Origin of the sequence: Aeromonas sp. 602200 (genome assembly GCF_049173895.1) — a bacterium.
Lineage (GTDB): Bacteria > Pseudomonadota > Gammaproteobacteria > Enterobacterales > Aeromonadaceae > Aeromonas > Aeromonas veronii_A.
In genome coordinates this window covers 60,510-79,783 of sequence record NZ_JAAKSL010000003.1, presented here as the reverse complement: position 1 = coordinate 79,783, position 19,274 = coordinate 60,510, and the positions used below count along the sequence as shown (strand labels likewise).

Here is a 19,274-nt window from a genome sequence, read left to right as displayed (position 1 = left end):
TCGATATCATAAACTTACTCGGGATTGCATCAAGCATAGAAATCTATTCCTGAACCGTTTGTCGATTCCACCGACAAATTGGGGTTGGTCGTAGTGACCTCCCCGTCAAGATGGCTATGACCGGAGTGTCCCTCTCCTGATTGTCCCTGCCCGGCAAACGCCGACTGACCCTGCTGTTGTTGCTGCGGTGACTGTTGTGACTGCTGCTGCACCTGGGTCTGGCCAAGCTGGATCCCCTGCCCCGCCAGCATTTCACGCAGACGGGGCATCGCCTGCTCCAGCATCTCACGGGTCTGTCCGTGCTGGACTACAAAATGGACGCTCGCCTGGCTGGATGCGTCGATCTGGATCTTGATCTTCATCTTGCCAAGGCCGATGGGGTCTAGCTGAAGCTCGGCCTGCTGCAGCTTGTCGGCCAGCATCAGGTTTACCTTCTGGTGCAATTCGGCGGGTGCTTCCTGACTAGACAGTTTCAAATGGGGTAAATTCTGCGGTTCACGGCGCAACGTGCCCTCAGCGGCGGGCGCCCGGCTGTCGGCCACCTGGGGCTGAGGCTGGCTGTTCTGGCCATGCTGTACAGTCTGGCTCTGGCTGCTCTCGCTGCTCGATGTCGTAGCGACAAGACTCTTCTCAGACTCACCGGCCTTCGGTTTTACCTCAAGCGAAACCGCTTTGCGCACCTCGTCGGTGCCCGTCACTTCCATCTGCCTTATCCCGGCTGAAATGCTCGACAGCGGTGCTTGCGGCCCCTGAGATTCGGCCTGCGCCAACACCTGCTGCGGCGCCACCATCACGGGTGCGGCAGCGCTATCGGTCTGAGTCGTCACATTTGGCGTCACGCTGCTCTGGGCTGTGGCACTTTGCACTGTCGTCACTTGCGCCGCACCTGGATTGGAGGATGTGGTTGTCGCTGCCTGCTGTCCCCCCTCGGCGCTACTCTTATCAGCTCCCTTGCCAGCCCCATTAGCGATGCTCTCTACGGCAGTAGAAGTGGTTGAGCTACCCGCATCTGGTTGTTTGCCCCCCTCACCGAATGCCTTGAGCACCGCCCCCTGAATCGCGGCTTGAGCAGCTTGTCCCTTGCCGGTCACGACGCTGCTGGCAGCGGGGTCGGATTTGCTGTCATCTCCCTCTTTCACTGCGGGTGACTCACCACTATTTGCCGCATTGGCGGACGCCTCAACCGGCAACACCCTGGCCAGTTGGGCCATCCGCTCAGCCCCCGTAAGGGGCTTGGTGAGCTTGTCATCTGCCCCGAGAGTTTCACCCTTGGCAGAGACTTTCTCCCCGGGCTGACCATCTTGGGTGGCGGCGGCATCCTTCCCCTCAGAAGTGTTGGGAGCGGAGGACAGTACGGCGGTCGAGGCGTCGCCCTGCTCAATCACTCCTCCTGCAGAGAGTGAAACCGGAGTTTCAAGGGAAGATTTACCAGTCGTAGCCAGAAGCGACTGCGCCCCGGACAGATCGGCAAGTTGGCGTACAGTCCTGACAGTTGCAGGGGACTGCTCGCTTTCATCAAGCGCAATCCCCTCCAGCGCACCCTCTTGCGGCAACGGATTGCCGTCTGCCGCAGTGGCGCTCTGTTGGGCCGCCACCGCCAGCTGGGGAGTCACTAGCGAGGTATCGAGCTTGAGGGAGTCTTGCAGACGGAGCAGAAAGTCGGTGGCAGGGACCTCCTCCGCCTTGTTGACGGCGCCAGGCTCCTGCTCCTTGCTGGCCTCCTCTTTGGGAGAGGCGCCCTCGGTCGCCAAAGATTTGGCTGATCGGACATTTTTATCGCCCTGAGTAGCCTCGGCGGCGCCCTGTTCGCTGTTCCGGGCCTTGGCAATCAGAGTGGCGAAATCACCCTTGCTGTCGCGCCCCCCCAGATCGATGCCATTGCTCTCGACTGAGCTGCTCAGAGGCGCTTTGTCCAACCCGTTGGCCGCAGCCGAAGGCGTTTGTGTCAACACTGTCTGCATCATGATGGCATCCCTGAATTCTAGCGGCCCCCTACGAGATGGCCGCCGACAATGTCCAGATCAAAGCAAGTTACAGGCCAGATTGATGAAAACGCCGCAACATGGCGTACTCATCCAGCATCTTCTGCTCCTGACGCAGAGCTTTCTGCTGCTCGCGGCTCGCCTGCTTCTCCAGCAACAGATCTACCGCCTTGCGTCGCTGCTGGGCAGCCAGCCACTCTCCACGACGTTGCTCCAGCGCCTGACGCACCTGCAGCACCCCTTCGTATTGCTGGGTCGCCGCCTGCTCAAGCTTGTTGATAAAGGCGTGATACTGGCTGTTTTGCTGGGGCGAAATCCCTTGTAAACCGCGATCGGTCCACTGCTGGTGGTAGATCTGGCGGTACTGGTTGAGGGCATTTTGCTGATCCATAAACAGCTTGAGATCCTGCTGCGCCTTCACCAGCGCCAGCGCACACTGCTGCTCTGCCTCAGCCAGCCGCTCTGCCAACAATAGCAACCCTTTACTCATAGTCGCCCCCTCTCTTCCCAACCGTCATCAACGCATCAAGGGCATCGCCACCATCTGCAAGGCTTGCAGGCCATCATCGTAGTGAATGACCTCGCGCATCCCCTGCTGCAAGAACTGATCCAGGTAGGGTTTTTGAATGATGGCGCGGTCGATGCGGGGGTCGGAACCCTGACTGTAGGCACCGATGGTGATGAGATCCCGGTTCTGCTGATAGAGGGAGTAAAACTGCTTGAGGGTGCGCGCCAACTCCATGTGCTCAGGTGAAGTGACCATGGGCATGACCCGGCTGATGGATTTCTCGATGTCAATGGCCGGATAGTGGCCTGCATCGGCCAGATCGCGCGACAGAACTATGTGGCCATCGAGGATCGCCCGCGCCGCATCGGCAATGGGATCTTGCAGGTCATCCCCCTCGGTCAGTACGGTGAAGAAGGCGGTGATGGAGCCCTGGCCGTCGCTGCCGTTACCAGCCCGCTCTACCAGCGCCGGTAATTTGGCAAATACCGACGGTGGATAGCCCTTGGTCGCTGGCGGCTCGCCCACCGCCAGTGCGATTTCCCGCTGAGCCTGGGCGTAACGGGTCAGCGAATCCATCAAGAGCAGCACATTGAGCCCCTGATCGCGAAAATACTCGGCAATGGCCAGCGCCGTTTCACACCCCTTGAGCCGCATCAGCGGCGAAGCATCGGCGGGAGCCGCTACCACCACGGAGCGGGCACGCCCCTCCTCCCCCAGAATGTCCTCGATAAACTCTTTCACCTCCCGGCCCCGTTCACCGATGAGGCCGACCACCACCACATCCGCCACCGAGCCGCGAGTCATCATGCCAAGCAGCACCGATTTGCCGACACCGGAACCGGCAAACAGCCCCATCCGCTGGCCCTGACCGACCGTCAGCACGGCGTTGATGGCGCGCACCCCGACATCCATCGGTTGATGGATCGGGCGACGAGAGAGCGGGTTGATGCGGTGCTGGGCAAACTGCACCGTCCGGGACGAGATAATGGGGCCGAGGCCATCAAGCGGCTGGCCGATGCCGTCGATGACCCGACCAAGCAGGTTCATGCCAACAGGAATACCGTGCTCTTCGGTGATGGGCACCACACGGGCACCAGGGATCACCCCCTTGAGCTGTTCACTCGGCATAAGATAGAGGCGATCGCCCGAGAACCCCACCACTTCGGCCTCCAGCGTCCCATCCAGGGTATCGATGCGACACAAGGCTCCGATGGCGGCACGGCAGCCGATGGCTTCGAGGGTCAGCCCCACCACCCGGGTCAATTTGCCGGCAACCGGCGGTTTGGGGGCGCTGTCGCGTACCTTGTACCCTTGCAACCGGTTCAGTAGCGAGCCGCTCATCTGGCCTCCTGGAAGCTAAAAAGTGCAGCCGGACGGTAACGTCCGGCATCGGTTATGGGCGTGGATCCTGCGAGGCCGGTTTCTGCGACGCATTGTCCCGCAAGAAGTTGCGCAGCAGCTGATCGATGCGCCCGGAGAGGGTCAGATCGATGCTGGAGAGCTCGGTGACCAGTTGCAGATCGCCGGGGGAGAGGGTGGGATCGCTCTGCAGTCGCCAGTGCCGCTTGGCGCACTCGTCGGCGCCAAATGCCTGCTCGATTCGCGTGATGTCATCGGGATGCAGCATCAGAGTCACCCCCTGCTCGGCGGCAGGCAGCAACGCCAGCCCCTCCTTGAGCGCCTCCAGCAGGATGCGGGGCGAGGTCTCTGCTTCATGGCGAATGAGCGCGCGGGCCAGTTGCATCACCAGCGAGACCAGTTGCTGCTCTACCGCCAGATCCAGCGCGCTCAGGGGATTGGCAAGGCGTGCGGCGAGACCCTGCCAGTGGGCGATCTCCTGCTCCACCAGATCGCGCCCCATGGCCAGCCCCTCCTCGCGCCCCTGTTCGAGACCTGCAGCATGGCCCTGTTGCAATCCTTCCAGCTTGCCCTCTTCGAGCCCCTTGGCAAAACCGGCCTCGCGCCCTTCGGTCAGTCCCTCTTCCCAGGCGGCCTGACGGATCGCTTCGAGCTCTTCGGCGGTGATGCTGGGGGTCGGCTCCTGCTCGGGTTCCGGCTCCACCACCTCCTCTTCCTGCTGATACCAGTCAGGTGCAAGACCGAGCGCATTGGTCTCGGCCTCAGCCACCACGTCCATTTCGGGCCAGCCCCAGGCCTCTACCCGGGTCTCTTCCCCTTCAGGCCGCACATAACCACGCAGCTTGTTGTTCATCTATTCGCGCCGCTCCTTGCCAAGACAACATACTGGGCGGCAGACAGGTTACATGAGTTGGCCATGGTTTAGAGGAACTCCTCGCCACCGCCGGAACCCAGCATGATCTCGCCGGCATCCGCCAGACGGCGGGCGATGGAGAGGATCTCCTTCTGGGCAGCCTCCACCTCGGAGACCCGGATCGGCCCCATGGCCTCCAGATCGTCTGCCAGCATTTCTGCCGCCCGTTTCGACATGTTCTTGAAGATCTTCTCGCGCATCTGATCGTCGGACCCCTTGAGGGCGCGCTGCAACAGATCCCCAGGCACTTCCCGCAGCAGAGTCTGGATACCGCGATCGTCCACATCGATGAGGTTTTCGAACACGAACATCAAATCCTGGATCTGCTGGCTCATCTCTTCGTCCGACTCGCGGATGGAGTCCATCAACTGGCCTTCGATATTGGTATCCAGATAGTTCATGATGTTGGCGGCTGCCTTCAGGCCGCCCATCTTGGCTGCCTGGGCACCGGCCGCACCGGCGAACTGTTTCTCCATGATGTCGTTCAACTCTTGCAGTGCCGCCGGTTGTACCTCTTCGAGGTTGGCGATACGCATCACCAGATCGAGGCGCACCTGCTCCGGGAACTGGCTCAGGATCTCGGCGGACTGCTCCGGCTCCAGATAGGAGAGCACTATGGTCTGGATCTGCGGGTGTTCGTTCTGGATGATGCTGGCCACCTGACGGGCATCCATCCACTTGAGCGAATCGAGGCCACGGGCGCCGGAACCGAGAATGATCTGGTCCACCAGGTTGCTCGCCTTGTCCTCGCCAAGGGCCGCCACCAACGCCTTGCGCACAAAGTCTTCACTACCGATACCTATGTTGGTGTACTTCTGGATATCGTCGATGAATTGACGGTGCACCGCCGCCACCCGATCGTGACTGAAATCGGACATGGAGGCCATCGACATACCGAGCCGCTGCACCTGCTTGGGTTCGAGATGGCGGAAGATCTGGGCGGCATCCTCTTCGTTGAGGCTCAACATCAATACAGCCGCCATCTCCATACCGGACATCTGATCCAGCAACTGGCGCTGGCTGTCGGTAATGTCGTTGCCGGTCACCTGGCTTTTAGTTTCTTCAGGCATCTTTGGTTACCCACTCTTTAATGACCTGAGCGGCCAGATCCGGTTCGTTCGCCACCAGCGCACGCACCGCCTTGAGCAAATCTTCATCACGGTGCAGATCCGGCAGTTTCAGCTGACCATCGCGCACCCCGAATACCTGCTCTCCCTCAACCTGGGCTGCCAGCAAGCTGAGCTCGTCGTCACCCCCCAATACGGTGTGGTTGTCAAAGTCCACTTCCCCTTCCGGCTTGGCATCCGGATAGAGCAGCCGCTTGAGCATGGGGCGAACCACGGTGACGATCAAGACAATAATCACCAGTACCGAAGCGGCAATCCGTACCGCACGCCAGAACCAGGGCTGATCGTAGAGCGGCACCTCGGCCACGGTATCAAGCTCGGGACGATTGAACGGAATGGCGACCACCTCGAGGGTATCACCACGGGTCACATCAAAGCCAAGGCCACCGCTCAGCAAACGGCGCAGGGTATCGAGTTCCGCCTGACTGCGCGCTTCGCGGGTCACAGCCCCGTCGGCACCGGGCACCGCCTTGTAATCCACCGCGACCGAGACGGTCATGCGGCGAATGCCCCCCATCTGGCGCCGGGTATGGCTGACGGTGGTATCCAGTTCGAAGTTGCGGGTCGCCTCTTTGCGAGAACGCCCCGAGGCAGCAACGCTGGCCCCATCACCGCCAGTGGCCTGTTCAGGAATATTGGACGCGGCAGGGGGCTGGTTGCTGAGAGCCCCCGGCACACCGCCATTGCTGCCGCCGGAGCTGTTCTCTTCCAACGTCATCTCGGAGCGCACTGCAGGCAGATCCGGGTTGTAGGTTTTGCGGGTCTGCTCCTGCTGGGAGAAGTCGAGGGAGAGATCCACTTCCGCCGTATAATTGTCGGCGCCAAGCACCGGGATCAGAATGGCGTCAATTTTTTGCTTGTACTCCAGCTCCTGCTTCTGCTGCATCGCAAATTCCTTGCGCGTCTGGGCAGAGACGGGATCCTGGGAGCCGGAATTAAGCAGGCGGCCATTCTGGTCGGTGACGGTGACACGAGTCGGCTCCAGGCCATGTACCGCAGAGGCCACCATATCGACGATGGAGTCCACCTCCCCCTGCCCCAGTGCCGCCCCTTTCAGGTTGAGTACCACGGTAGCACTGGGCTTGCGCTCGTTGCGGGCAAAGACGTTATCTTTGGGGATGGCCAGCAGCACCTGGGCCTTGGCCACATTCTGGAACTGTTCAATGGCGCTCGCCAACTGGCGCTCGCGACTCAACTTGAGGCGCTCGGCCTCCATCCTCTGGCTGACACCGAAACTGGAGTCCTTGAGCAGAATATCCTCTCCACCATTGGCTACATCGGCCGCATTGGTGAGACCGGCCCGGGTCAGTGCCAACCGGATACTGGCAAAGTTCTCGGCACTGACCAGCACGCTCTTGCCATCGACCTCATAGGGGATCTTCTGCTGATCGAGAAAGTCGAGGGTCTTGACCAGCTCCTGAGTGGTATAGGTGCCAAGAGGGCGCATATCCGGCTCCTTGCCCCACAGCAGGATGAAGACGGCGATGGCCAGGCAGATGGCAAGCCCCAGGATCAGAGTGATCTGGCGCAGTACATCGGTATTGGACAAGAATCCCAGTGCCGAGCTCTTCTGCTCGTTGGCATCGAGGGCGGCGGTGCCCTCATCGTTTATCAGCAGATCGCCATTTTGGTCAGTAGCCACGATTTATGTCCTTATTGCTGACATGTCATGATGCACGGTCATCGCTCAGACCGGCATATTCATGATGGTTTTGTAGGCATCAACCATCTTGTTGCGCACTTGCACCGTCGCCTCAAAGGCGATGGAGGATTTTTGGCCCGCGATCATCACCTCGGCCAGATCCACCGACTTGTCGCCCATATCGAAACGGGTGCGCAGATCATTGGCTGCGCCCTGCAACTCGTTGACGTTACCGAGCGCCTGCTGCAACAGCAGGCCAAAATCGGAGGTCACCTGACGGCCAGGCTGTGACAGCGGGGTTGCACCGGCCTCTACCTTGAGAGCCTGCATCTCTTGCATCAGGCTGCTTGCACTAATTTCCATTTTCTGTCCCCAGACAAATCATTGACGCTGACGGACCAAAAGCAATAAAAGTGCCAATTAGGTAAAAACGATCTCAAGCCGCAGAAATGGAGGGGAAAAAGAGATGATGAGGGGGATCGGGGAATAGGCCGCTTCACGCACGGCACGGCTCCGTAACCGGCCACACCGTAGAACCGTGATGTTTGTCGAGCCACTTGACCAGTGGTTTGTTGTGAAGATTAACCACTCGACGGGCTATCAGTCCGGGGGGATGGCGCGTGCAGAGCCGGCTATCGGGCTCTGCACGCTTGCGGGTGCGGACTGATACGCTCCGCGGCCCCAGTCAAAGCTGGCATCGGACACTGCCGTTATGGCTCAGAAGTGTCCCCCCTGGCGGCCAGCGCCTCATCTACCTGCTGATCCCGCTGCCCGGTCATGCTGGCGTGACGGGCGATCAGGTGGTAGGTGGCGGGCACCACCAGCAGGGTAACCAGGGTCGCCAGGGAGAGACCGAAGAAGACCACGGTCCCCACCGCCATCCGGCTCTCGTAGCCAGCCCCCATGGAGAGCATCAGCGGCACAGCGCCGATGATGGCGGTGAGCGAGGTCATCAGGATCGGCCGCAGACGGCGCACCGAACCCGCGATGATCGCCTCTTCGAATCCTTCACCGCGCTGACGCAACTGGTTGATGAACTCGACGATGAGAATACCGTTCTTGGTCACCATGCCGATCAGCATGATCATCCCGATCTGGCTGTAGATGCTCATCTCCTGCCCCGTCAACCAGAGGCCAAGTAGACCGCCGAAGATGCCGAGCGGCACCGTCATCATCACCACGGTCGGGGTGAGGGTGCTCTCGAACTGGGCCACCAGCACCAGATAGACCACCAGCAGGGCGAGGCCGAAGACCATCGCCATCTCCCCCTGATTGTCGCGGTAATCCTTGGAGTCACCGGCGTAATCGACCGTCATGCCGCTCGGCAGATGCTCGTTGGCCCAGCCATCGAGGAAGTCGAGCGCCTCGCCCAGAGTGTGATCCGGTGCCACATCGGCGGTCAGGGTCACCGCCTTCTGGCGTTGATAGTGGTTGAGGCGGTTGGCGGTCGCCACCTGCTTGACGGTCGCCAGCGTCGAAAGGCTCACCATCTCGCCATTGGCCGCCTTCAGGTAGATGCGGCCGAGATCCGAGATGCCGTTGAACTCCTTCTGGTTGGCGCGCAGGTAGACGTCGTACTCCTCGCCCCTGTCCACATAGGTGGTCTTGCTCACCCCGCCCAGCATCGCCTGCAGAGTGCTGGCAACGGTGGAGACCGGTATGCCGAGCTGGCTGGCGCTGTCACGTGAGACGGTCACCTGCAGCTCCGGCGTTTTCTCGGCGTAGTCGAGATCCGGGCTTATCATCAGGCCGCTCGCCTGCGCCGCTTTTTGCAGCGCCAGCCCCTGCTGGTAGAGCTCGGCATAGTCGTTGCCCTGCAGCACGAACTGCACCGCAGCGGTAGAGCCGCCACGAAAGCCTGGCTGGAAGGTGCGGATCATCACGTCGGGAATAACCGACAGCTTGGCGCCGAGCGAGCGGGAGAACTGAGTGGCGGTGATGTCGCGCTCGGCCCAGTCGGTGAGCTGGATAATCACCATACCGGTCTGATCACCGCCGCGGCCAAAGGCGGGGGTACTGAAGCTCATCGCCTTGACCACCCCCTGGCCCAGCATCGGCATGATGGTCGATTCTACCTGCTGCATGTTGCGCTTCATCCGCTCGATGCTGGTCCCCTCCGCCCCCTTGACGAAGACGAAGACCACACCGCGATCCTCGGTCGGGGTGAGACTGCTAGGCAGCTGGGTAAAGAGGGCACCGATACCGGCCAGACAGAGCAGCAGCGCCAGCGGCATCCAGCGGGAGCGACGAAGCAGCCCCTGCAGCAGGTGACGATAGTGCCCCTCCATCCGGCCCAAAGCGCGATCGAGGGCCGCCGTCAGCCGGTTCGGCTTGTCGAGCGGGCGCATCAGCCAGGAGCCCATGGCTGGCGTGAGGGTCAGCGCCACCAGCGAGGAGCAGAGCACCGCCAACGAAAGCAACATCGCAAACTCGGTAAAGAGCCTGCCCACCATACCATCCATAAAAGCGATGGGAATAAAGACCATTACCAGCACGGCGGTGGTAGCGATGACCGCAAAGCCCACCTCGCGGGTGCCGTGCCAAGCCGCCAGCAGGGGGGGCTCACCCCGCTGCAGATGGTGGTGAATGTTCTCCACCACCACGATGGCATCATCCACCACCAGACCGATGGCGAGAATAAGCGCCAGCAGGGTGATGAGGTTGATGGAAAAACCGAGATACCAGGCGCCGATAAAGGCGGAGATGAGCGACACCGGGACCGTGATGGCCGGAATGAGTGTGGTGCGCCCCTGCCCGAGGAACAGATAGAGCACTGCCACCACCAGCACGGCACAGATGGCCAGTGTTTCATATACCTCGTCGATGGCCTGCTTGATAAAGATGGTGGAGTCGTAGTCAACCTCAAGGGTGGCCCCCTCCGGCAGGAAGCGCTGCATCTCCACCAGCTTCTTCTCCACCCCCTGTGCCACCGCCAGCGGGTTGGCGGTGGACTGGGCGACGATGCCGATACCCAGACTCTCCTTACCATTGCGCTGGTAGGCACTGTCTTCGTTCTTGGCTCCCACCTCCACATCGGCAATATCGGCCAGATAGACACTCTGACCGTTGGTCGCGGTACGGACCTGCAACTGCTGGAAATCTTCGGCGGTGTGGTAGAGCCGGGCAATCTGCACCGACATGGTCATGGAGTTGTTGCGGATCTCGCCACCCGGCAGCTCGATGTTCTCGCGCTTGAGGGCATCCTGCACATCCGCCACCGTCACGCCGCGGGCCGCCATATCGGCCGGCCTCAACCGCACATACATCACCTGCGTCAGATCGCCGGAGAGCGCCACTTCACTCACCCCGTCCACCAGGCTCAAGGGGTCGACCAGCACCCGGGTGGCGTAGTCGGTCATGGCGGTACGATCCATCTGGCTGCTGCTGAAGTTGAGCCAGACCGCCACATCACCGCTGCCGCTATCCTTGGTCACCAGCGGTTCGTCGGCATCCTCCGGCAGCTTGCTCTTGGCGCGAGTCAGGGCGTCGCGCACATCGGAGACCCCCTCCACCATGTTCCAGCCAAGCTTGAACTCCACCGTGATCATCGAGCGCCCCTTGCGGGTCACCGAGTTGATATTCTTGATACCGCTGATGCCGGAGAGCTGATCCTCGATGGGCTTGGTGACCTGACTCTCCATCACTGCGGGAGCCGCGCCCTCATAGGTGGTGGTGATGGAGACCGACGGGATCTGCACGTCCGGCATCTCCCGCACCGTCAATTTGCTAAAAGCGACCAGACCGAACACGCTGAGCAGGGCACTGAGCACCACCGCCACCAGCGGTCGGCGTACTGAGATATCGGAGAGCCACATCAGCCATTTACCTCCGCCAGATCGTGCACCTTGGCACCATCACGCAAGTTGACCAGCCCCTCGACCACGATGCGATCGCCGACTTTCAGCCCCTCGGTAACCCAGACAGTCTCACCCTCGGTCTCGCCGAGCACCACTGGCACCCGCTTGACCCGGCCATCGGCCTCAAGGCGATAGACGAAACGCTGCTCGCCGGCGTACTCCACCGACTGGGCAGGGATCAGAGTGAGCTGGCGGGAAGGGAGCAAGAGCTCCACGTTGAGCAGCATGCCCGGGCGCAACTGGCCGTTATTATTGGGTAACTCGACCCTCGCCTTGATGTTCTGGGTCTCGTTGGAGATACGGCTATCGAGGGTGGTGAGGGTGCCGTTAAAGCGCTGATCCGGCCAGGCTGCGCTGGTCGCTGTCACCGCCATGCCGGGGCGCAGCAGGGAAAGGTAGCGCTCCGGCACTGCCAGATCGAGGCGCAGGGTGTCGATATCGTCGAGGTGCAACAGGGTATCGCCGCTATTGACCAGGGCCCCTTCGCTCAAATCAATCAGGCTCACGGTACCGGCAAAGGGAGCGGTGAGAGTGCGCTGGGAGAGTTCGTAACGGGCGGCATCGACCCGCGCCTGCACCTGATCAACGGTGGCCTCCTGCCCCTCCAACACCGACTGGGTGACGGCTCCACGGGCGACCAGCTTGCGCATCTCGGTCAGCTTGCGATTCTCGTCGCGCAGACTGGCACTCTGCTCGGCCAGCTCCGCCTGTTGCTTGCCCGCATCCAGCGCGACCAGCGTATCGCCCTTGTTGACCTGCTGACCCGACTGCACCGCAATCTTGACCAGGCGCCCGGTCACCTCGGGAGTGATCACCACCGAGTGGTTGGCCGCCAGTTTACCTACCAGCTTGAGAGTCGGCTCGGCCAGACTCTGCTTGACGGTCTGGGTACGAATATTTATCTCGCGGGAAGGGGCTTTGGCTGCTGGTTGCAAGTGGCCAACCGCCCACCAGATGGCCGCTACCAGAGAGAGCAGGCCGAGGCCAATCCAGATACGCATTTTCATCAAACAATCCATGAAGTGTTAAGAAGGGGAAATCTGAGTGGGGGCCATTTTAGCCCCAGACTATGCCGTGACTATGTATAAATGTGACAAAACGTAACAGGTGCATGGTGAACTCACCCGGTTTCAGGTAGTTCAGTTTGTTTTCACACCACATCGCATACACTAACGACAATTTCCTTCGCAACCCGACTGACTGCCTATGCCCAACATGTCTGGCCACCGTTTTCTCACACGCCTGACCTGGCTCCTGTTCGCCGTGGTCATCCTGCTGATTGGTTTGACTTTGTGGCAAAGCCTGAAACAGATTGAACGCCTCTATCAAAGCGATACCCTCAACAGTGCCATCTACCTGCGGGATCGGTTCAAACGGACCGAAGTATTTCTGGAGGCGATGCGCGGGCAGGCTGAGGAGCGACTGCGCAGCGACCCCCAGTCGGTGCTCACCCGCCAGCTCTATCGCCATATCGAGGCGCTGCCAGAGGGGCTGGCTCTCGACAAGCTCCCCGGTGATTTGCCGGCCGGACTGGCAGGCAACCTCACCGGTGATGGCCCGCTGCCGCCCCCCGGCAGCGAGCGTGAGGCACGCATTCATCTGGCCCTGAGCCTCTCCCCCTTGCTTGCCACCGCCAGCCAGCGCCTTGGCAACGAGATCGCCTGGGTCTACTTCACCGGTGTGGACAACTTTATCTATCTCTACCCTTGGCAACCCTCCAGCCGGTTTCGCTTTTATCCCACCATCTACCAGAAGAGCTTCTGGCAAGATGCGCTGCACAGCACCAATCCGGACAAGAAGACCGTTCTCTCGCGCCCCTATGAGGACTTTATCGGGCGCGGCCCCATGGTCACCATGTCCCAGCCCCTCTACAAAGAGGGAACTCTGGTGGGAATGATCAACATGGATGTGCTGCTCGCCCGCCTGCAGCAGCAGCTCGATCAGATGACCCCGGCGCTGGGGGAATATCTGCTGCTCAATCAGTACCACCAGGTGCTGGCCAGCAGCGCGCGCCAACCCGTGGCGCCGCAAAACACCGAACCGACCGGCGAATATCAATGGCGGCAAGGCACATTGCAGCTGACCATGGCGATACCTGATACCCCGTTGCGGCTGGTGCACAGCGTGACCCTGCTACCGCTGGTGTGGGCCATGCTCTGCCAGTCCGCGCCGACCCTGCTCGCTATTCTCTTTATGCTGCTGGCCGCCCTCTCCAACCTGAGATCCCACCGCCTCAACCAGCGGCTCAATTACCTCTCCTGCCACGATGCCCTCACCGGCGCCTTCAACCGCCACTATCTGGTGCTGCTGGAGCAGGCGGGAGAGCTGTCCCGGTTGCAAGCGGGGATCCTGATGTTCGATGCGGATCACTTCAAACGGGTCAATGACAACTTCGGCCATGCCGTCGGCGATATCGTGCTGATCCGGCTGGTGCAGATCTGCCAGCAGCAGCTTAGACCCACTGATCGCCTGATCCGCTGGGGGGGCGAAGAGTTTCTGCTGCTGATTGGCCGCGCTGAGGCAACGCAGCTCGGCGAGCTGGCGGAGCGGCTGAGAAAGGCGGTGGCGGATCACGACTGGGCCGCCATCGAACCCGGGCTGGAGGTCACCATCAGCCTCGGCTATCTGCCCCACCAGGAGAACCTTCCCCTGCACGAAGCGGTGCGCCGCGCCGATGTGGCGCTCTATCAGGCCAAGGCCAACGGCCGCAACCGCAGCGAAAGATGGCAGGGTGACGCCTCCTGACTCTCGGAGTAAGCTGAGCCCTCAACCCCTTTTTGGAGGACTGTCGTGCCACGTAAACCCCGCGTAGGGCTCGCTCTCGGGAGCGGCGCCGCCAGAGGATGGGCCCATATCGGCGTCATCCGCGCCCTTGAACGTCTCGGCATCAAACCGGATTTGATCGCTGGCTGCTCCATCGGCAGCTTTGTCGGTGCCGCCTATGCCGCCGGAGAACTGGATCGGCTGGAAACCTGGGTGCGCGGCTTTACCCGCCTGCAGGTGGTCAGCCTGCTCGACCCGGCCCTCTCCGGCGGGCTGTTTCGCGGCGAAAAGGTGTTTGGTCTTGCCGCCAGCCATCTGGGGGATCCCGATCTCGAGAATCTGCCCATCCCCTTCGCCTGCATCGCCACCGAGCTCGATACCGGCCGCGAGATCTGGCTGCAACAGGGCCCGCTGCGCCAGTCGGTGCGCGCCTCCTGCGGCATGCCGGGGATCCTCACCCCGACCCGGATCAACGACCGCTGGCTGGTCGATGGCGCCGTGGTCAATCCGGTGCCCATCTCGCTGGCCCGCGCCATGGGGGCCGAGGTGGTGATTGCTGTCAACCTCAACACCGATATGCACCAACCCTGGACCGACGAGCCGGATCAACCCGGCAGCGGCGGCCTGCTCAGCCAGTGGCTCAATCGCGGTGAATCCGCGCCAGCCACCCCGGGTCTGTGGAGTGTGATGAGTGGCTCCATCAACATCATGCAGGAGCGGATCACCCGCGCCCGGATGGCCGGTGACCCGCCGGAGATCCAGCTCTGCCCGCGCCTTGGCAGCTTCTCCATCATGGATTTTCATCGCGCCAGCGATGCCATCAACGAGGGGGAAGCCTGTGTCGAGCGCAACCTCGATCAGCTCAAGGATGAACTGGGCCGCCTCGGGTTGCTGGGCAGTTAGTTGTCGACATGCCGTGGTTTACACATGAAAAAAGCGCCATTCGGCGCTTTTTTTTCGACTCACTGACCCGGTCACTCCTTACGGTAGAAGAGCAACCCGAGCAGAATCACCCCCACAGAGACCAGCAGATAAAGTCCCAGACTGGGGTTGGTGATACCGCCATACAGAATGATGAGCGCGCCCAGGGTGGCACAAGTCGGGATCACAAACCGCTTTATCCAGCCCAACTCGGTAAAGGTGCGCATGTACCAGACATAGAGGAACAGATAGAGGCCATAAATCAGCACGATCGGCATCTCGTCCAGGGCGATGTAACGACCGAATGTCTCGTTGATGCTGCAGTACCACAGCACTGAGTAGATCACCGACAACAGCGCTGCCGCGAGGGCCGAGTTGATTGGCATGTGGTGATGCGGTTCAATACGGCTCATCCACTTGGGGGCTGGCCCCTGATTGCGGATCGCCAGCGAGTAGGGAATGCGCATGGTCGCCAACACCAGACCATTGAGGGTTCCGAGGCAGGAGATAATCACAAACACGGTCAAAATGGTCGAGGCAGTCCCGCCAAACAGGCTGGTTGTCGCGAGATTTACCGCGTTATCCCCTTGCGCCACTATCTCGTCCGTCGGCAAGACGCTGGCGATTCCCAGAAAATAGGTGACATAGACCACAAAGACTATCAGGGTGCCAATCACCAGCGCTCTGGGCAGATTCTTCTTGGAATCGCGAATTTCGCTGTTGATGGTCACGGCGGCAATCCACCCCTCATAAGCGAAGGCGGTGGCAACCACGGCCGTGGCCAGAGTACCTCCGGTGCTTCCTATCCCATCCATTGCCTGCACAAAGTTGGTCACGGTGACACCATTGAGCAAGCCTGAAATGGTGCCCACAATGGCAACCAGGATCAGCGGGATCAACTTGATCAGGGTAGAGCCCACTTGCAGCTTGCCCGCCAGGACCGGGGTATAGAAGTTGATCAGATAGGTGACCGTCATATAGACAGCCGCCAGTATCCAGGTCGCACCAGAGTTGGTCGGATTATCACTGCCGAGCAAGATCATGGTGTACAGAGCGGCGACCCAGGCAAGGATGGCGGAAAGAGGGGCGTAATAGAGTACGCCTTTGAACCACCCCACCAGATAACCAAACATTTTGCCGTATGCCGCTTCGGCATAATCGACGATACCGTTGGACTTTTCGATCCGCTGGGCAAACTCGGCAAACACCAGCGCGCCGAAGATCATCGAAAATGCCCCCAGCGCCCATGCCAGCAGCGCAATGGCCAGATTACCGCCAGTCAGACGCAGTACATCATCGGCCTTGAAGAAGACACCAGAGCCGATAACCACGCCGACCACCATCGCAATGGCAGTCATCAGGCCATAGCGTTTATCCAACTCATTACTGCTCATACCCATACTCCATACGATTGCTCATATCATCCTGAATGTAATAGTGTTCAGGTGGCCAGATACCACCAGGGGCCCACTTTTCGGGGCCGCTTATTCTCGTTGGCCTGCATGGATAATTCAAAGCGTGTTAGATCAAAATATCGATCGGCAACCCAAAAAAATACCGCCCGAAGGCGGCATTTCTATTCACATCGATGATCACGCCTTGGCGAGGTCATCCGGGCCAATCTGGCCGATTTCGGCGACTTTCTTGTCTGCCAGCAGCCAGAGGGTGAACTTGTGCAGATCCGGGTGGTGCGCCAGGGCAACCAGGAAGGCGCCCCCAACTTCACGGTAACCCAGCTCGTAGTTTTTCAGCGTGGTGGGAGGAACACCCAGCAAATCTGCAAACTTCGGACGGCTCAAACCGACCGCTTCACGGATCTGACGGATCTTCTTGCCAACAGTGACGATATTTGAATTCATAATGTTCCATACTCCGTTTGGCGGATTTACTCCGCCTTTTATTTTTCGCGACGACTCGTAGTCAAGTGTATCAGTTTTGTTCGGACTCGTTATGGTCGAGCCTCTATCTTATGAGCGCCTTTCGGCGACAACCCTTGCCTTCAAGGGGGGATGGTAATCGCTCAGCCGCCTCAGGTAAACAGTCTCGAAAAGAAACCTTTATTGTGGCCCCCCCAATAACTCGTATAATCCGCCGGATACCCATTAAGAGGAATAAGTATGGCGTTTCCCGGCATTATCTCTCGCCTGCAGCCCGTATCCAGCACAGAAGAACTGGCACAACAGCGCCTGCAAGGTGAACAATATCGCGCCGAAGCATTCTGGCTTCCAGCCTTGATGTCAAGCCATGCCAGCGAGCTGCTGGCCGCCCTGCCGGAGAGCTGCAGCCTGTTTCTTGAACAGGCATGCCCGGACCTGACCTTGCGCAGCCACGACGGCACCCTGCATAACAATGAGCAGCTCGTCACGGTAAATGGTCAGGCAATTGCGCTGGCAACCACCCCGGGTGATGGTGGTCTGGTGCCCGAATCGGGCATGTGCGAGATGGCCGACTGGCTGGAGGCGGGACATCGCCACTTCATCTGTTCAGCTGCAGTTCAGCCTGTGGCTCGCGCCATCCTCAACATCTGGCCCCTTGACCCCTATCTGGCCCGACATTTCTTGATGACATTTACCCCCCTGCTGCAGAGCGCAACCCAGGCAGATTACCTTGCGGTCTTTGCCGCCAGAGCGAATCCAGCCAACCCGCATAGCGACTGGGTTCAGGCCTATATGAAGCTGGAGAAGAAACTGCACAGGGCCTATCTGGATCACTAATTAATCTGGATAAACAGCCAGTTAAGGGCACGACACAATTTGCCACAAGGCTCATTTGTGAGCTTGATCATGTTTTAAAATCGGCATAGAGTGCGCCTCGTCATCGGAATGACATCAGTTGCCTGGCAGTGGTTTCTCACGCATTGCGTGCCATGCCAGCGCACTCGACACACCAGGAGAGTGTGCAACCCGGTTATACCGGGTCATCTGCCAGACTCGACGCCAGCCGTACGGCGGAGCCTGCAGCTTACATAAATTACAAAGTGTGAAGCACGTGAATAACGTGCGATCTCAACGAGGATTTTTTTATGATGAAAATGGCTCCTTCCATGATCGCCATCGCCATGGCTGCTCTGGGTGCTACCGCTGCTCACGCCGCTGACGACATCTACTTCGGTGCCGGTGTCGGTGCTACTCACTTCAACGGCCTGAACAAGCTGGAAAGCACCAATGTAGGCCAGGAAGACGCGGCTGCTGCCAACGCCTTCATGGGTTACAACTTCACCGAAAACTTCGGTACCGAACTGGGCTACCAGTACACCGGTCGTGGCAACACCGACGGCAACCGTTACGAGAGCCAGGGAGCCACCCTGTCCGGTATCGCCCGTATGCCGGTTGGCAACGACTTCTCCCTGTTCGCTGAAGGCGGCGCCTACTGGGGTCACACCGATGGTCTGGGCACCAGCGACACTAAAGTTTCCCCGCTGGCCGGTGCTGGTGTGACTTACAAGGTAAATGACGCGCTGGATCTGCAAGCTCGCTACCGCTACATGTGGGACGTGGCTGACCTGCACGCCAACGGTGAGCGTTACAAAGCCAACCAGAGCATCGCTACTCTGGAAGCGGTATACCACCCGTTCCGTACTTCCTACGTAGCTCCGGTAGCTGCTCCGGTTGTTGAAGAAGCGCCGGCTCCTGCTCCGCAAGTTGTAGAGAAGAACTTCGCCCTGAACTCAGACGTGCTGTTTGCCTTCGGCAAAGACACCCTGAAGCCGGAAGGCGTTGCAGCCCTGAACGGTCTGTATCAGCAAATCGTTGAGTTCCAGCCGAAAGATGGCAACGCTGTTGTTGTTGGTTACACCGACCGTATCGGTTCCGATGCTTACAACCAGAAGCTGTCTGAAGCCCGTGCCCGCACCGTTGCCAACTTCCTGGTAAGCAAAGGTATGGCTGCCAGCAAAGTTGCCATTGAAGGTCGTGGCGAAGCCAACCCGGTTACCGGCACCAAGTGCAACGGCGTAACTGCTAAAGCTCAACTGATCTCCTGCCTGGCTCCGGATCGTCGCGTAGAAGTTCGCGTATCTGGCGTACAAGAAGTTCAGCAATAATCTGACCTCGTTCAGATAGTGCGAAAAAAAGGGATGCTGCGGCATCCCTTTTTGTTTGTCTCGTTCTCGCTTGCATCCCTCATTCCCGCCTCCCTGCCCTTGCCTGCCCCGTCTCGAAAGCATAAAGTAGTTGCGCCTGTAAGGTATTGGATAAGCACTA

At 59.9% G+C, this 19,274-nt stretch carries 15 protein-coding genes; 4 read left to right on the top strand and 11 right to left on the bottom strand.

The annotated features are described in order from the left end of the window. Positions 1-29 precede the first annotated feature (29 nt). The 9 genes from G5221_RS05685 to G5221_RS05645 form a co-directional block, all read right to left on the bottom strand. Positions 30-1,964: a flagellar hook-length control protein FliK gene (locus G5221_RS05685; protein ID WP_227341090.1), complete on the bottom strand. Its 1,935-nt coding sequence runs from the start codon at positions 1,962-1,964 to the stop codon at positions 30-32. 67 nt (positions 1,965-2,031) lie between these two features. Next, entirely contained in the window at positions 2,032-2,472 is a 441-nt protein-coding gene (gene fliJ, locus G5221_RS05680) for a flagellar export protein FliJ (RefSeq protein WP_227341091.1), read from the bottom strand. 27 nt (positions 2,473-2,499) lie between these two features. Continuing rightward, positions 2,500-3,831 (bottom strand): flagellar protein export ATPase FliI, encoded by a 1,332-nt coding sequence (gene fliI / locus G5221_RS05675; protein WP_227341092.1) that lies wholly within the window; start codon positions 3,829-3,831, stop codon positions 2,500-2,502. A gap of 52 nt (positions 3,832-3,883) precedes the next feature. Beyond that, complete coding sequence (gene fliH / locus G5221_RS05670; RefSeq protein ID WP_216951815.1) at positions 3,884-4,702, bottom strand: flagellar assembly protein FliH; 819 nt, start codon at positions 4,700-4,702, stop codon at positions 3,884-3,886. A gap of 68 nt (positions 4,703-4,770) precedes the next feature. Further along, on the bottom strand, positions 4,771-5,832 hold the full coding sequence (gene fliG, locus G5221_RS05665; protein ID WP_216951816.1) for a flagellar motor switch protein FliG: 1,062 nt from the start codon (positions 5,830-5,832) through the stop codon (positions 4,771-4,773). After that, complete coding sequence (gene fliF / locus G5221_RS05660; protein ID WP_216979265.1) at positions 5,825-7,531, bottom strand: flagellar basal-body MS-ring/collar protein FliF; 1,707 nt, start codon at positions 7,529-7,531, stop codon at positions 5,825-5,827. Before fliF ends, fliG begins: the two co-directional genes overlap by 8 nt. 45 nt (positions 7,532-7,576) lie before the next feature. Continuing rightward, positions 7,577-7,894: a flagellar hook-basal body complex protein FliE gene (gene fliE, locus G5221_RS05655; protein WP_042011636.1), complete on the bottom strand. Its 318-nt coding sequence runs from the start codon at positions 7,892-7,894 to the stop codon at positions 7,577-7,579. A 347-nt stretch (positions 7,895-8,241) separates the two neighbouring features. Beyond that, a complete protein-coding gene (locus G5221_RS05650; protein ID WP_421262953.1) occupies positions 8,242-11,346 on the bottom strand; it encodes an efflux RND transporter permease subunit in 3,105 nt (1,034 codons plus the stop codon). Then, positions 11,346-12,395 carry an efflux RND transporter periplasmic adaptor subunit gene (locus G5221_RS05645; RefSeq protein ID WP_216951819.1) on the bottom strand — a complete coding sequence of 350 codons (1,050 nt, stop codon included), beginning with the start codon at positions 12,393-12,395 and terminating at the stop codon, positions 11,346-11,348. The genes G5221_RS05650 and G5221_RS05645 overlap by 1 nt, the downstream gene beginning before the upstream one ends. 199 nt (positions 12,396-12,594) lie before the next feature. Between G5221_RS05645 and G5221_RS05640 the strand changes: the two genes are divergently transcribed. Together G5221_RS05640 and G5221_RS05635 are read left to right on the top strand one after the other, a co-directional pair. Continuing rightward, positions 12,595-14,133 (top strand): sensor domain-containing diguanylate cyclase, encoded by a 1,539-nt coding sequence (locus G5221_RS05640; protein ID WP_421262952.1) that lies wholly within the window; start codon positions 12,595-12,597, stop codon positions 14,131-14,133. Positions 14,134-14,178: 45 nt separating this feature from the next. After that, entirely contained in the window at positions 14,179-15,054 is an 876-nt protein-coding gene (locus G5221_RS05635) for a patatin-like phospholipase family protein (protein ID WP_005338362.1), read from the top strand. A gap of 71 nt (positions 15,055-15,125) precedes the next feature. Here the strand turns inward: G5221_RS05635 and G5221_RS05630 are convergent, their stop codons facing one another. Both G5221_RS05630 and G5221_RS05625 read right to left on the bottom strand, forming a co-directional pair. Continuing rightward, positions 15,126-16,466, bottom strand: coding sequence for an APC family permease (locus G5221_RS05630; RefSeq protein ID WP_005338365.1), 1,341 nt, complete (start codon positions 16,464-16,466; stop codon positions 15,126-15,128). Between the two features lie 198 nt (positions 16,467-16,664). After that, positions 16,665-16,931, bottom strand: a complete 267-nt coding sequence (locus G5221_RS05625) for a helix-turn-helix domain-containing protein (RefSeq protein ID WP_005338367.1) — start codon at positions 16,929-16,931, stop codon at positions 16,665-16,667. A gap of 258 nt (positions 16,932-17,189) precedes the next feature. On the opposite strand from G5221_RS05625, the gene G5221_RS05620 reads away from it, so the two are divergent. Together G5221_RS05620 and ompA are read left to right on the top strand one after the other, a co-directional pair. After that, the gene (locus G5221_RS05620; protein ID WP_181269067.1) at positions 17,190-17,786 is read left to right on the top strand and encodes a hypothetical protein; all 597 of its coding nucleotides are present in this window, start codon (positions 17,190-17,192) and stop codon (positions 17,784-17,786) included. Positions 17,787-18,094: 308 nt separating this feature from the next. Then, positions 18,095-19,114, top strand: coding sequence for a porin OmpA (gene ompA, locus G5221_RS05615; protein ID WP_013723997.1), 1,020 nt, complete (start codon positions 18,095-18,097; stop codon positions 19,112-19,114). The last annotated feature ends 160 nt before the right edge of the window (positions 19,115-19,274 follow it).